At 32.0% G+C, this 14,764-nt stretch carries 15 protein-coding genes and 1 other RNA gene; 6 read left to right on the plus strand and 10 right to left on the minus strand.

The genetic code is table 11. The features are described 5' to 3' along the window. The first annotated feature begins 5 nt into the window (after positions 1-5). The 6 genes from STERM_RS14415 to STERM_RS14435 all read left to right on the plus strand — a co-directional run bounded on the left by STERM_RS14415 (position 6) and on the right by STERM_RS14435 (position 3,537). On the plus strand, positions 6-305 hold the full coding sequence (locus tag STERM_RS14415; RefSeq protein WP_012862359.1) for a hypothetical protein: 300 nt from the start codon (positions 6-8) through the stop codon (positions 303-305). 19 nt (positions 306-324) lie between these two features. Next, the gene (locus STERM_RS22275; RefSeq protein ID WP_012862360.1) at positions 325-498 is read left to right on the plus strand and encodes a hypothetical protein; all 174 of its coding nucleotides are present in this window, start codon (positions 325-327) and stop codon (positions 496-498) included. Positions 499-799: 301 nt separating this feature from the next. Further along, positions 800-1,483: a RadC family protein gene (gene radC, locus STERM_RS14420; protein ID WP_012862361.1), complete on the plus strand. Its 684-nt coding sequence runs from the start codon at positions 800-802 to the stop codon at positions 1,481-1,483. Then, on the plus strand, positions 1,480-1,986 hold the full coding sequence (gene ricT, locus STERM_RS14425; RefSeq protein ID WP_012862362.1) for a PSP1 family protein: 507 nt from the start codon (positions 1,480-1,482) through the stop codon (positions 1,984-1,986). Before radC ends, ricT begins: the two co-directional genes overlap by 4 nt. Then, positions 1,964-2,872 (plus strand): PSP1 domain-containing protein, encoded by a 909-nt coding sequence (locus tag STERM_RS14430; protein WP_012862363.1) that lies wholly within the window; start codon positions 1,964-1,966, stop codon positions 2,870-2,872. The genes ricT and STERM_RS14430 overlap by 23 nt, the downstream gene beginning before the upstream one ends. After that, a complete protein-coding gene (locus tag STERM_RS14435; RefSeq protein WP_012862364.1) occupies positions 2,869-3,537 on the plus strand; it encodes a tRNA1(Val) (adenine(37)-N6)-methyltransferase in 669 nt (222 codons plus the stop codon). Before STERM_RS14430 ends, STERM_RS14435 begins: the two co-directional genes overlap by 4 nt. 16 nt (positions 3,538-3,553) lie before the next feature. On the opposite strand, the gene STERM_RS21380 is transcribed toward STERM_RS14435, so the two are convergent. From STERM_RS21380 to rpoC, 10 genes are all read right to left on the minus strand, one after another. Then, positions 3,554-4,069 carry a GNAT family N-acetyltransferase gene (locus STERM_RS21380; RefSeq protein ID WP_012862365.1) on the minus strand — a complete coding sequence of 172 codons (516 nt, stop codon included), beginning with the start codon at positions 4,067-4,069 and terminating at the stop codon, positions 3,554-3,556. Positions 4,070-4,092: 23 nt separating this feature from the next. Beyond that, positions 4,093-4,428: RNase P RNA component class A (rnpB, locus tag STERM_RS21480), an RNA gene on the minus strand. A 476-nt stretch (positions 4,429-4,904) separates the two neighbouring features. Continuing rightward, the gene (locus STERM_RS14450; RefSeq protein WP_012862366.1) at positions 4,905-5,684 is read right to left on the minus strand and encodes a Nif3-like dinuclear metal center hexameric protein; all 780 of its coding nucleotides are present in this window, start codon (positions 5,682-5,684) and stop codon (positions 4,905-4,907) included. A 13-nt stretch (positions 5,685-5,697) separates the two neighbouring features. Beyond that, the gene (locus STERM_RS14455; protein ID WP_012862367.1) at positions 5,698-6,627 is read right to left on the minus strand and encodes a sigma-70 family RNA polymerase sigma factor; all 930 of its coding nucleotides are present in this window, start codon (positions 6,625-6,627) and stop codon (positions 5,698-5,700) included. 130 nt (positions 6,628-6,757) lie between these two features. Beyond that, complete coding sequence (gene rpoD / locus STERM_RS14460; protein ID WP_012862368.1) at positions 6,758-7,921, minus strand: RNA polymerase sigma factor RpoD; 1,164 nt, start codon at positions 7,919-7,921, stop codon at positions 6,758-6,760. Continuing rightward, complete coding sequence (gene dnaG / locus STERM_RS14465; RefSeq protein WP_012862369.1) at positions 7,914-9,689, minus strand: DNA primase; 1,776 nt, start codon at positions 9,687-9,689, stop codon at positions 7,914-7,916. Before dnaG ends, rpoD begins: the two co-directional genes overlap by 8 nt. An 85-nt stretch (positions 9,690-9,774) precedes the next feature. Continuing rightward, positions 9,775-9,948, minus strand: a complete 174-nt coding sequence (rpoZ, locus tag STERM_RS14470) for a DNA-directed RNA polymerase subunit omega (protein ID WP_012862370.1) — start codon at positions 9,946-9,948, stop codon at positions 9,775-9,777. An 8-nt stretch (positions 9,949-9,956) separates the two neighbouring features. After that, on the minus strand, positions 9,957-10,502 hold the full coding sequence (gene gmk / locus STERM_RS14475; protein ID WP_012862371.1) for a guanylate kinase: 546 nt from the start codon (positions 10,500-10,502) through the stop codon (positions 9,957-9,959). Between the two features lies 1 nt (position 10,503). After that, complete coding sequence (locus tag STERM_RS14480; protein WP_012862372.1) at positions 10,504-10,743, minus strand: extracellular matrix/biofilm biosynthesis regulator RemA family protein; 240 nt, start codon at positions 10,741-10,743, stop codon at positions 10,504-10,506. A gap of 65 nt (positions 10,744-10,808) precedes the next feature. Beyond that, on the minus strand, positions 10,809-14,762 hold the full coding sequence (gene rpoC, locus STERM_RS14485) for a DNA-directed RNA polymerase subunit beta' (protein WP_012862373.1): 3,954 nt from the start codon (positions 14,760-14,762) through the stop codon (positions 10,809-10,811). Positions 14,763-14,764 lie beyond the last annotated feature (2 nt).

A 14,764-nucleotide genomic window follows, 5' to 3' on the forward strand; every position in this document is an offset into this window, starting at 1 on the left:
GATTTATGATTAATATAATAAATCTAGTAATAATTGTACTTATCTTAGCAGGCGTTTTTCTTCTGTTTAAATATAAAAAGCTTGAAACTCTGGCTGTTCTCGCAGCACTCAAAGCCGAGGGCCTCAGTATGATTTCCGGTTCCAGTAAATTGGAATATGCTGTTGATTGGCTTTACAGTCAAAAATTATTCAAAGACTCTTTTTTATCATTAATTCCCAGAAGCTTTACAAAATGGGTTGTTAATTTTATCTTTAACCATAAAAAACTTCTTATCGAAAAAGAAAACCGAACCAATAAAATCTGATGTCTAAAGGGGGAATAAGATGGAAATCACTAAGTTAGCTGATTTTGGGATAATCGGAATTGTACTCAGTTATTTTATCTGGAAAGATATGAAGACTTTTGATACCTTTAAAGTATCAATGCGTGAAATAGTCAATGAACTAAAAGCATTGAATTCACGTATTGAAAAATTGGAGGATAATTATAAAGAGTAGGCTTTACAAAAGATTTAACCGGCATTTTCTATAAATTTGCCGGTTTTTTTATGTTTACTTTTCATAATTTCCGTACCTTTTCAAAGTTATAATATTAATAGAAAAAGAAAAACTTTATAATTTTTTCTCTTTTACTTTTTCTCCAGCAGTAAACTCATATATATTTATCAGAGTTTTTTCACTGTCTGTTGCTTAAATCGATCACTTATTCTACGATTATTGAATTATTTATTACTTGTTATATTGAATTTTTATGGTATAATGTAAATGTCAAATTAATTATTTGAACTGGGGGGATCAAATGATAGATAAGCAAATGGTTTCAGGTCATCGGGAACGGCTGAGAAAAAGGTATTTGAAATCGGGAATAAACGGATTGCAGGATTACGAAATAATTGAATTGCTGCTTACATATACAGTTTTGAGAAAAGACTGTAAAAGTATTGCAAAGCAGCTTCTGCTTAAGTATAAAAATATAAGTAATTTTTTTGCTTTAGATAAAAATGAATTTATTTCAAATAAAAATATTTCAGAAAGAACATATGTACTGTTTAGGCTGATTGGAGATATTATTGAAAAAAAGTTATACAATGATATTTCAGTTCAAAGAATAAAATTATCCAATAATAAAAAGCTTATACAATACTTAAAATATAATCTCGGTTCCAAAAAAATTGAGATTTTTAAAGTTCTTTTTCTAAATACACAAAATGAACTAATAAAAGATGAGAATCTTTTTTATGGAACACTTGACAAAAGTGCTGTACATCCCAGAGAATTTATCAAAAAAGTTTTAGAGAATGATGCCAAGTCGGTTATACTTGTGCATAATCACCCGTCAGGCGCTCTGAAACCTTCTGAATCCGATATTCTTATTACTTCAAAGCTGAAGCATTTATTGGAAAAACTGGAGATTAAACTATTAGATCACATAATAGTCAGTCCAAACGGCTATTTCAGTTTTTTAGAGGGAGGCATACTATGAAATTAATAAATGTTAAATTTAGAAAAACTAAAAAAGTTTATCTATTTAAAATTGATGATAATAATGATTATAAAAAAGGGGATACTGTAATTGTAGAAACTGCAAGAGGTGATCAAATTGGTATTATTATTAACGATGATGATAATGCTATAGAAAGTGACGACGATGAATTAAAAGTAAGAGGAATAAAAAGGAAACTTTCCAGCGAAGAAATTGACAAACTAGAAATTCTTGATCAAAAGGCTGATAAAGCCTATTTTATCTGTAAAAAAATTGTTAAAGAAATTCTTCCTGAAATGAATCTTGTCATTGGAGAGTATACTTTTGATGAAAGTAAATTAATCTTCTATTTTACTGCTGAAGGAAGACTTGATTTCAGGGAACTTGTAAAAGCAGTAAATAAAGAATTCAAAAAAAGAGTTGAGTTTTATCAAATAAAACCAAGTGATGAAGGGAGAATCCTAAGTGCTTTCGGAAAATATGGAAAAGAGCTTTATTGGTGATCATAATAATGATATACGTGTCATAAATTTGTATTTTGAGGCAGTGCAAAAAAGATACGACTTTGAAATAAATGATACACTTAATCCTGTTTTGGGTGAATTTTGCATAGTAGAAACTGCAAGAGGACTGGAAATGGGAAAAGTATACACCAAAGCATCATATATCAAACCAGATACTATTTCAGTACCTCTGAAAAAAGTAGTCAGAATTGCTACTGAGAAAGATATGGAAAAATATAGTGACCTGAAAGTTGAAGCTGTAAAAGCCAGCTATGTCTTAAAAAATAAAATTAAAAAATTTAATCTAAATATGAAATCTATTGAGACTGAATTCACATTTGACAGAAAAAAATTGATATTTTATTTTGCTTCTGAAGATCGTGTAGATTTCAGAGAACTTGTAAAAGAACTTGCCAGTATTTTTAAACTTAGAATAGAATTACGACAGATTGGCGTTCGTGATCAGGCAAAACTTATCGGTGATTGCGGAGTTTGCGGAAAACCTTTATGCTGCAAAGCATTTATTAATAAATTTGATTCTGTTACTATAAAAATGGCCAGAGATCAGAGCGTTTCAGTCAGTCCTACCAAAATGTCAGGAATCTGCGGAAGACTAAAGTGCTGTCTGAATTTTGAATATGACCAATATGCTGAAAGACAGAAATTTTTTCCTGAAGTAGGACAAAGTGTTGTTACTCCAGCAGGGAGAGGGCATGTTGTCAGCACTAATGTACTTAATAATTTTTTATTTGTAAATGTTCCTGAAAAAGGTGTTATGAAATTTGAAATTAGGGAAATCACTTTTAACCGGGAAGAAAAAGAAAAAATACTTAAGGAAATTGCAAAGCAGCATATAGAATTATCTGAAATTAAGGATGAAGAATGATTCTGAATAATAATGAATATATGGAATTTTTAGAAAGCAGCGGACAAAAGATTATAGTCAATAATAATTTATTTAAAATTACTAATGATCCGCTTCTTCTTGCAGATTTCTGCCGGGAAAACATAAAAAAAAGCGGAACACTTCTTGATATAGGGGCAGGTAACGGTATCCTCCCCTTATTATTATGTAATGCCAATTTAACAGAAATCTCTGCTGTAGAAATACAAAAAAATAGTTTTGACTGTTTAGAAAAAAATATAGATCTAAATTCCCTTTCTGATAAAATTATCCCCTATCACACTGATATTAATGATTTTTTCCCGGATTTTGAATTTGACTATATTATTTCAAATCCTCCATACTACAGAGAAAATTCCGGTTCTTTATCACAAAGTGAAGAAATCTCTATTGCAAAATTTGAGATAAAAATGACTCTTGATAACTTAATTTTAAATATAAAAAGACTTCTTAAAAATCACGGTACTTTTTATATTATAATTATTCCCGGACGTTTAAATGATGTTCTAAAAGCAATATATTTCCAGAGACTTAATATTTCAAAACTACGAACAGTTATACATAATAATAAGGCAAAATTTATTCTTATAGAAGGCAAAAAAGGAAGCAGACCCGGAGACACTGTAATAGATACAGTCTCATTTTAGGGTCTGCTTCCCTTTATTATAAATAAATTTCATATCTTAAATTTTTGATATTTTTTTCTTCCCATTTTATTTCGTCTAGAAACACTCCGCCATTTTTTTCTATGACTCTTTTAGAATTTATGTTATTTTTATTACATGTTATCAGAAGTTTTCTATGACCCTGCTCTTTAGCTACAGGCTTTAAAAGTTCCAGCATTTTCGTGGCATATCCCTTACTTCTCTCTTCCGGAGCAATAATATAGCCTATATTTCCTATATAACGAAACAAATCCTCGCCGGAGTCCTTTCGAAGAGTGATTCTTCCTACTACCTTCTCATCTTCTATTGCCCAGTAATTTTTCATTGGGATTACAATTTCACCCTTTGGATATTCACTTATATAATCAAGATAATCTAAAAACTTTTGAAAATTAAATTTTAAAAAAGATAACTTAAAGGTATAAGAACTCTCTATTTCATTATTTCTCCTTATCTGTTTTACAAAATTTATATATTCTTTTTTATATTCAATACAAGGTTTTACAAGTTTCATCATACCTCACTTATTATATTTTTTATAAAGGCCTTAGTATAAGCCGGATTTTGTTTCTGCTAATCATTTATCTAGACTGACAATTAACTGTCAGCTCGAGCAAATTACCCTAAAGTCAGAGCGAGCAACTCCTTTTTAGACTTATATTTATTCTTGCTTCAGGAGGGGTTTACCTAGCTGGTCAAATTTCTTAGACCACTGGTAGTCTCTTACACTACCTTTTCACCCTTACCGTAAACGGCGGTTTATTTTCTGTGGCACTTTCCTTAAGATTACTCTCAGCAGCCATTAGCTGTCTCCCTGCTCTGTGAAGTCCGGACTTTCCTCTTCCTTACGGAAGCGATTAGCCCTAAAGCCTTTATATATATATTTTACACTAAAAAGTAAAAAAATAAAAGTTATAATTGAAATTATATATATGATCAAAGAATTATTTTTATTATGCTCTCCTATTTCTTTAGTAATTTCATATGAATATTCCCTGTATTTTCCGTTTTCTATAAGGTCTTTTCTGTCATTTACCGCCTTATCCAAGAGTTCCTTATTTATATCCAAATCTTTTGAAATATAAAAATTCACCTCTGTTTCCCTGTTATCTTTCTTTATGATCTCAAGCAGCACTGTATTTTTCTTATCTTTTAAGCTTATCACTTTCTTGCTGAAATCATACTCAAAAATAAAATTCAAATTACTTTTATTTTCTATTTTACGTACTTTTTCTTCAAATTCTCTTTTTGAATTTTCATCAAATATTCCTATATTATCTTTTATCTCGAAGGCACTCAGATTCATGCTTATTATTATAAATAAAATTATTCTCTTCATTTTTTTCCTTCTATATTATTTTAAATACTTGATTTTCTTTTGCCTGAATTATTTTCCCGTTAAAAAATTCTTCCAGATCTTTTTTTATCAGTTCAGAAAAAATGTTTTCACTCTCATAATGACCTATATCTATTAATGTAAGCCCCGCTTCCAAAGCATCCAGTGTTTCATGGTGCTTCAGATCCCCGGTTATATATAAATCTACAGTATTATCTATTTCCGGGATCATAGAACCGCCGGCTCCGGTTAGTACTGCTATTCTTTTTACTCTTTTATTTTCATTACCCGCTATTCTTATATTTTTCAAATTTAATTTTTCTTTCACTGCTTTGCTTATATTATAAACATTATCCTCTTTTTTAAGCTCCAGAATACGACCCAGTCCGCTTTCAGGATCGCTTTCATTTTTCAGCCACACACTTTTTTTCCCGCCTAATGATAGCTTTTCCAATATATAATCACTCAGACCATGAGCAGCAGAATCCGCATTTGTATGAATACTATACACTGCTATTTTGTTTTCTGCAAGCTTCAAAATTTTCTCTCCCAGCACTGTATCATTTGTTATCCTTTTTATTTCAGAAAATATCAGCGGGTGGTGTGAAATTATCAGCTCTGCTCTAGCAGCAATAGCTTGTTCTATTACATCATCAGTAATATCAAGACATATTATTACAGCTGAAACATTACTTCCTTTTCTTCCAATTATGAGTCCCGAATTGTCCCATTTTTCAGCAAGCTCCGGATTATATTTTTTCTCCAGAAAATTCATTATATCTTCAAGTTTCATAATATCCTCCCTTTTAATTCAGATATTCCATATTTTCCTCCATTTGCTCTTTATTCAGATTAAAAGCAAGCTTTGTAAGGGCCTTTTCTCTAAGAACATTTATATTGCTTTCCTCTATATTCAATATTTTTGATATTTCCTTTGTTTTATAGAATTTATCATCTAAACCATAATGCATCATTAGAATTCTCTCATCCAGATAATTTAATTTTTTAGGAATATTGCTTAATACATATTTTCTTGTCAAATGCGATACTTTTTCCACTATACTGTATGAATTTTCAGGCATATCATCCATTTTGGTAAATAATTCCTGAAGAGCATTTAAATAATTCAGCTCTATATTCATTTGCTTTGATATTTCTTCCAGACTCAGACCGTTATTCAGCTCCAGCTGTACTTTCAAATACAGAATATACGCCAGCTCTGATGCTTTAAAATCTTTTAATATTTTTTTCTGATATTCCAGAATATATTTTATTGCAAAATTTTTCAGCCAAAACTCAATATCGCTTTCTGAATTTTTCAGTTTTTCAATTCCGTTTATTACCCCTATTGTTGCCTCCTGTACCAGATCAAGAAATGAAAATCCCAGTTTTACATACTGAAGACTTTCACGAATCACTATTTTCAAGTGTTTATTTACAAGCTGATCTCTGTCAGTTTCATCAATTTCTCTTATTTTCAATTGCTTTATATTATGCTCCTTTATATCATCTAAGTATAGTTCTATTGTTTCTTTTTCTGATATATCTGCATTTTCTTCGTCTATTACCACAAAATCATTATTTTCAATAGAAACTCTAACTTCAGGAATATTTTCGGTATATAAAAAGTTTACAATGGCGCCAAACTCTTCGTCAGAAAGATCATACTCCTGAAAAAGCTCTTCCATATTATAATTTTCATTGTTTCGTATTGTCTCCATTATGCTCTTTAACATTATATATCACATCCTATTGTTTTTATTTATAAAATTATAACATAAAATTATTATTTTTAATAGTTTATTAAATTATTTCTTTGTTTATTTCATCATATATTTAAAAAAGCTAATTTCATATAAATTGAAATCAGCTCCTGTAATCTTCTAATTTTTTTCTTCTGCTCGGATGTCTCAGCTTTCTTAATGCTTTTACTTCAATCTGTCTGATTCTCTCTCTTGTGACATTGAATATTTTCCCTACTTCTTCAAGAGTCTTAGGAGAACCGTCATCCAGACCATATCTGTACCTTAAAACCATTTCTTCACGTTCACTCAGTGTTTTTAATACTCCGTCTAATTGTTCCTTCAGTAATACCCTAGTTGTAGCATCATAAGGATTTAAAAATTTATCATCTTCTACAAAATCCCCAAGCTCACTGTCTTCTTCGCTTCCTACCGGTGTTTCCAGTGAAATAGGATCCTGATTCATTTCAAGTATACTCTTTACTTTATCCACAGGTATTTCCAGTTTTTTTGCTAATTCTTCCGCTGTAGCTTCTTTCCCTGTTTCCTGAAGTATTATTCTGCTTTCTTTTTTGATTTTATTTATTGTTTCTATCATATGAACCGGAATTCTTATAGTTCTTCCCTGATCAGCAATTGCTCTTGTAATAGCCTGTCTTATCCACCATGTGGCATATGTAGAAAACTTAAATCCTTTTTCATACTCAAATTTTTCTACAGCCTTCATTAAGCCCATATTGCCTTCCTGGATCAAATCAAGCATTTTAAGACCTCTGTTTGTATGCTTTTTTGCTATACTTACTACTAATCTTAGATTAGATTCTATAAGCTTCTGCTTTGCCTCTTCATCATTTTCCAAAACTTTCTGTGCAAGGGCAATTTCCTCCTCATATGTCAAAAGCGGTATCTGCCCGATCTCTCTCAGATACATCTTTATTGGTTCATCTACATCCATTATTTCGGCTAATTTTATTAGATCAGTGTGGAGTAACTCATTTACTTCAGTTTCATCAATTTCTTCCTCATTGAACTCTTCTTCTTCTATTTCAGGAATTTTCGCAGATTTTTTTGTCGAATTGCTTTCCATATAGTCTTTTTTCTCAACAAGTGTATCAACTATACTGATTCCCTTATCCTCTATTCCACGAATTAACTGATCTATTTTTTCTACTGGAAAATCCTCCGGAATAACTCCGTTTATTTCCTCATAGCTTATTACACCGTCTTCTTTAGCCTGTTTTACAAGCTCTAGCAATTTATCTTTTAAATTCATATTTTTTTCAGGCATGATCTGATTCTCCTCGGACATAAAGTTTAAATTTATTATATAATTCCTTGATCTCTTGCAAACTGTGAATATTTTTTAATTCATGCTCTATCTGTTTCATATAGAAATAATTTTGGCCTTTTTTATGTATCTCTTTTTCCAGCTCTCTGTTAAACCAATCTGTATACAATATTTTATAGTATTCATCTTCTTTCTCTATTTCCAGATCTGCTTCTCTTGAAAATTTAAAAATTAATTTTTTTTCTTCTTCGTCTATCTCTGAATTATCTAATATTTTTGTATTAAAGTCAATTTTTTTTAATTTTTTTAAAATTTCGATTATTATAAAACTTTTTATCTCTTTCTCTGCAAACTCCTTATAATACTCAGGATACTTTAAAATTAACTTTAAAGTAGATACTTCCAGCAAATCATAATTCAATTTATTTTTTATCGAAATTTCCTCTTTTTTAAATTCTTTAGTTTTTGTTTTTTTATATTTCCCTGTATTGCTTTTTAGGATTTCTGCCTCTAAATTTTGTTTGCTTATCCCTAATTCTTCACTTAACTTATCCAGATAAATATCGATTTCAATACGATTTTGAAGATTTGCAAAAAATTCTTTGAATCTGTCTATGAATATTTTTTTTCCTTCTACTGTTTTTATATCAATATCATAAGAAAATTCCGAAAACATATATTCAAATATGTCCACAGATTCTTTTAGCAGTTCTACAAACTTTTTCTTGTCATTTGATTGAAAAAATTCATCAGGATCCTTTATTCCTTTTGGGAAAAAAAGGCACTTAACATTAAATTCGTGTTTCTTCAGAATATAAGAAGCTCTGAATAATGCATTTTTACCAGCTTCATCATTGTCATAAGATATGACAATATTATTTGTGTATCTTTTTAGCAACTTTGCCTGTTCGTCTGTAAATGCGGTACCTAACGATGCTACTGCATTTTCAAAATCATTTTTATGTGCGGAAAGTACATCCATATAACCTTCCATCAATATTACAAAGCCTTTTTTTCTGATTTTTTCCCCTCTGCTTACCAGACCGTAAACTTCACGGCTTTTATTAAATACTTTTGATTCCTGTGAATTTATGTACTTAGCAGTACTTTCACCATCAAGGGCTCTGCCGCCAAAGCCTACTATATTCTGATTTTTATTATAGATTGGAAATATAATCCTGTCACGAAATACATCAAAAAAATTTCCTGTGCTCGCTCTTTTTATCAAACCTAATTCTATCAGGTCTTCATTAGAATAGTCTTTATTTTTGAAATTTTCCAGAAGACTATCCCAGTTTTCAGGTGCATACCCAAGTTTAAATCTTTTGATATCGTTTTCGTTCAAGCCTCTTTTTTCCAAATAATTTAAGGCCTTCTTATTTTTAAAGATATTTTCTGAATAAAATTCCAGCGCTGTTTGTAATATCATATGAAATTTTTGCAGTGAATTCTGCTTATTACTGCTTTTTCCCGAAAATCTGCTGTTGAACTGAATATTATATTTATTAGCCAATTCTTCCACAGCTTCCGCAAAAGTTAAATTATTTATTTTCATATAAAATGTTATTACATCTCCGCCTATACCCGAACTGAAATCTTTAAAAATATTTTTTCCGGGACTTACTGTAAATGAAGGTGTTCTTTCTGGTTTAAATGGAGATAATCCTTTATAATTTGCTCCTGATTTTTTCAGAGTCACATATTCGCTTATTACCTGTACAATATCCAGCTTATTTATAAATTCTTGTATTTCATTATCCTCATACATAATTTTCTCCAATTATTTATCCATCTATACAATTATATTTTATATTTTTAAATAGTCAAGTCTATTTTTAAAATTATTTTACAATTTATATTTTTACCTTTTCCTCTAGTATTTCTTCAAATACTTCATCCATTATTTTTGATTTCTCTTCCCCTTTTAAAAATAGCTCTCTTGCGGCCTTTCCTGCTACTATGGCAAGTTCATATTTGTTAGGGATTTTACCTAATAACTCATCCACTGTTATATTTCTTTTTTTCATTTTTCCTCCTAATGATTAATAATATCTGATAATTCCTGATATGACTGGTCTATACTGATATTTATAATAGAATAATCATATTCCTTTTCATATTCCATTTCTTTTAGAGCATTTTCCAGTCTTTTTCTTATTATTTCCTCAGAATCAGAGCCTCTATTTCTCAGCCTTCCTTCCAGCTCTTTATCATCAGGAGCTTTAAAAAAAACTAATACAGCACTTGGATCCTTTTTCTTTACTATCAAACCGCCCTGTACATCTATCTCCAGCAAAACTGTATTTCCTTCTTCCCTTTTCTTTTCTACTTCAGATTTCAAAGTACCGTAATAATTATCATGAACTTTTGCCCATTCAAAAAACTCATCATTATTTACTCTTTTCATAAATTCTTCTTCTGTTAAAAAGTAATAATCTTTTCCGTCTGTTTCGTCCTGTCTGGGTTTTCTTGTCGTTGCTGATATTGTTAAAGGTATATGTAATTTATCTCTCGCTATTTTTGTAACTGTAGATTTACCCGCTCCGCTTGGACCTGATACTACTATTAGTTTCCCCTTCATTTTATTCTCCTTTTTCTATCCTTAAGAGTAATGTCTCCACATTAATGGCTGACAAAATAATATGACCGCTGTCCATTATTAATATAGCCCTTGTACGTCTTCCTGAAGTAGCATCTATTAACATTTCCCTTTCCTTTGCTTCTTCTCTTAATCTTTTGCTTGGAGCAGAATCCGGACTGATAATCCCAACTATTCGGCTGTCTATTACGATATTATTAAATCCTATATTTATAGGTTTCATAATGCCTCCAATGGCTTATTATTCAGGGAAAGAGCATATATCCGCTCTTTCCCGCAAATTATATATTAACTGTTATTTTCTTCTGATACCGGTTCTTTTAAAAGCATATCTCTATACTCTTTAAACCCTGTACCACCTGGAATTTTCTTACCGATTATTACGTTTTCTTTTAATCCTTCCAGTCTGTCTACTTTACCTTCTATTGCAGCATTGGCAAGAACTTTTGTTGTTTCCTGGAACGATGAAGCGGAAATAAAGCTTTCTGTATTTACTGCGGCTTTTGTAATCCCTTGAATAACAGGCTCGTATGTAGCTATTTTCTTGTCTTCCTTGATAAGCTCATTATTTTCTTTGTCCACAATTTTTTTATCCACTAATTCATCTTCCAGATATAAAGAATCTCCGGAATCCTTGATTTTTACCTTTTGGAACATCTGTTTTACTATTATTTCTATATGCTTGTCATTTACTGAAACTCCCTGTTCTCTGTACACTTGCTGTACTGATTCCAGTATAAACTGCTGTGCTTCTATCAGACCTTTTATTTTCAGTATATCATGCGGTGAAACCGGTCCGTCTGTCAGTTTTGTCCCTTTATCTATAAGCATTTCATTAGTTACAACCAAATGCTCCCCTATTGGTACTGTATATTCTTTTATTGTTTTTCCTGTATCCGGACTTACTATCAGTATAAGTCTCATACCTTTTTTCTTTTTATCAGATATAAGTACACGCCCTGCTATCTCTGACAAAACAGCTTTCCCTTTAGGATTTCTTGCCTCAAACAGCTCCTGAACCCTTGGAAGACCGCTGGTAATATCCTTCGTTCCTTCTCCGGACTTGATTATTTTTGAAATAATCTGCCCTTTCTTTACTTTGTCCCCTTCTCTTACCATTAGATATGCACCGTAAGGAATACTGTATTCATCTACTTTCTTTCCTTTTTCATAAATAATTATTCTCGGGTTAACATCTCCGCTTTCCACTGGTTTTATAGCCATTCTTTCAGTAACATTATACTTGTGATCAATATTTTCTCTTACATAAAGATCTCTAAATTCTACTTTTCCTGGCTCATTACTTATTATCGGTATATGATATGGATCAAATTCCACAAGTACCTGACCTTTTTCTACCTTTTCCCCATCTTTTACCTTTAATAAAGATCCTGACGGAATTTCATACTTTTGCTTATCTATTACTATTTTTGAATTCTGTGAAACAACAATTTCCTCTCCTGCTTCATTTTCCAGTATTTTCAAATCTTTAAATTTAACTTTACCTGCTTCATCCGTCTTTATATTCGTTTGTACAGCTGCTGCCTGTGCCACCCCTCCTGTATGGAAAGTTCTCATTGTCAGCTGTGTTCCCGGCTCACCTATTGACTGAGCTGCGATAACTCCCACTGCCTCACCTTTAAGTATTTCTTTATGGTTTGACAGATCCAGTCCGTAACACTTTTGACATACTCCTTTTTCCAGTGCACATGTAAGTGGTGTTCTGATTTTCACGGCTTTTATTCCAAATTCACTTATTTTTTTAATCAGCTCTTTACCGATTAACTCATTTCTTTCGGCAATTATTTCACCTTCATGAACTATATCTTCTGCAAGAGTTCTTCCATAGATTCTCTCATCAAGTTTTTCTATGACATTACCGCCGTCAACCAGATCCGAAACTATAATTCCTTCAAGTGTATTACAATCATGTTCATTTATAATAACATCATGTGAAATATCAACAAGTCTTCTTGTCAAATATCCTGATTCGGCAGTTCTTAATGCAGTATCCGCCAGACCTTTTCTGGCACCGTGTGATGACATAAAGAATTCCAGTATATTCAGACCTTCTCTAAAGTTTGCCTTAATAGGTACCTCCATGATTCTTCCCTGTGTATCTGCCATTAGTCCACGCATTCCTCCAAGCTGTCTCATCTGTGCTATACTACCTCTGGCACCAGAGTTTGCCATCATATAAACCGGGTTAAATTCATCAAGATTATCCATCATTTCCTTAGTTACGTCATCTACTGCTCTTGACCATATTGCTACAGTCTTTCTATATCTTTCCTCATCTATAATAGTTCCGTTTTTATACTGCTCTTCTACATCTGCTACTTCTTTTTCGGCATTTTCCAAAATAGATTTTTTTGTTTCAGGTATTTCAAGATCTTCTATTCCTACTGTTATTCCTGCAGATGTTGCATAATGGAATCCAAAATTCTTAATTTTGTCAATTAAGTCAGAAGTTCTTTCAAATCCGTATAATTCATATAATTCTGCTATCAGCTTTCCAAGAGCACCTTTTCCAAATGTTTTATCATACTCTCTTACTTCTTTTGGCAGCATTGTATTAAATAAAAGTCTTCCCGGTGTTGTTTCTATCATTTCACCGTCTATTCTGACTTTTACCAGCGCATGTGTCCCTACCTGTTTATTCTGGTATGCAGTTATCAGCTGGTTCTTATTTGAGAATAATTTTCCTTCCCCTTTTTCTCCTCTTCTTTCTTTTGTCATATAGTAGCATCCCATAACCATATCCTGTGAAGGTACTGCTATAGGCTTACCGCTTGAAGGAGCAATAATGTTATTTGTAGCCAGCATAAGAAGTCTTGCTTCCATCTGGGCCTCAGGAGATAACACTAAGTGTACTGCCATTTGGTCACCGTCAAAATCCGCATTAAATGCAGAACATACCAGCGGGTGAAGTCTTATTGCCTTCCCCTCTATCAATGTCGGCTGAAATGCCTGTATTGACAGTCTGTGCAGTGTAGGGGCTCTGTTTAAAAGAACCGGATGGTTTTTGATGATTTCTTCTATTAATTCCCATACATAGTCATCTTCTTCTTCTACCATTTTTTTAGCTATTTTTATATTAGAGGCTATTTCTCTTTTTACCAGTTCTCTCATCAAAAATGGCTTATAAAGCTCAAGAGCCATCTTTTTTGGAAGTCCACACTGATATATTTTCAGATTAGGACCAACGACAATAACTGATCTTCCTGAGTAATCTACCCGTTTACCAAGAAGGTTCTGTCTGAATCTTCCGTTTTTACCTTTAAGCATATCTGAAAGAGATTTCAGCTCTCTGTTATTCTGAGTAACTACCGGCTTTCCTCTTCTTCCGTTATCTATTAAGGCATCTACAGCTTCCTGAAGCATTCTTTTTTCATTTTTTATTACTATTTCTGGAGCATTTATTGATATTAATTTTTTTAATCTTGTATTTCTGTTTATTACTCTTCTGTAAAGATCATTAAGATCACTTGTTGCGAATCTTCCGCCGTCAAGCTGTACCATAGGTCTTATATCAGCAGGAATTACAGGTAATACTGTAAGTATCATCCATTCTGGTCTGTTTTCGGACATAATGAAATCTCTTACTATTTTTAGTCTTTTTACTACCTTTTTTCTCTTCTGGCTTGACTGTGAAACTTCAAGTTCATTTTTCAGTTCCTCTTCAAGCCGTGCAAGATCTATTTCTTCCAGCAGCTTTATTATTCCTTCTGCACCCATTTTAGCTTCAAACTTTTCACCAAACTGGCTTTTATAAAGTCTGTACTCTCTGTCTGTAAGTATTACGCCTTTTTCAAGATTAGTTTCTCCAGGTTCAGTTACTACATATCTTGCAAAATATAATACTGATTCTAGTTCTTTAGTACTAAGTCCCAAAAGAAGACTCATTTTATTAGGCGTTCCTTTTGAATACCATATATGTGCTACAGGAGCTGCCAAATCTATATGTCCCATTCTTTCACGTCTTACTTTTGAAGTAGTTACTTCAACCCCGCACTTTTCACATTTTATTCCTTTGTATCTCATACGCTTGTACTTACCGCAGGCACATTCAAAATCCTTCGCAGGACCGAATATTCTCTCACAGAATAAACCGTCCATTTCAGGCTTCAATGTCCTGTAGTTTATTGTTTCAGCCTTCTTCACCTCACCATAAGACCATTCTCTGATCTTATCCGGTGAAGCAAGCTTTATCTGTATACTATCAAAATCTCTTATACTCATTA

This window comes from Sebaldella termitidis ATCC 33386, from assembly GCF_000024405.1.
GTDB lineage: Bacteria > Fusobacteriota > Fusobacteriia > Fusobacteriales > Leptotrichiaceae > Sebaldella > Sebaldella termitidis.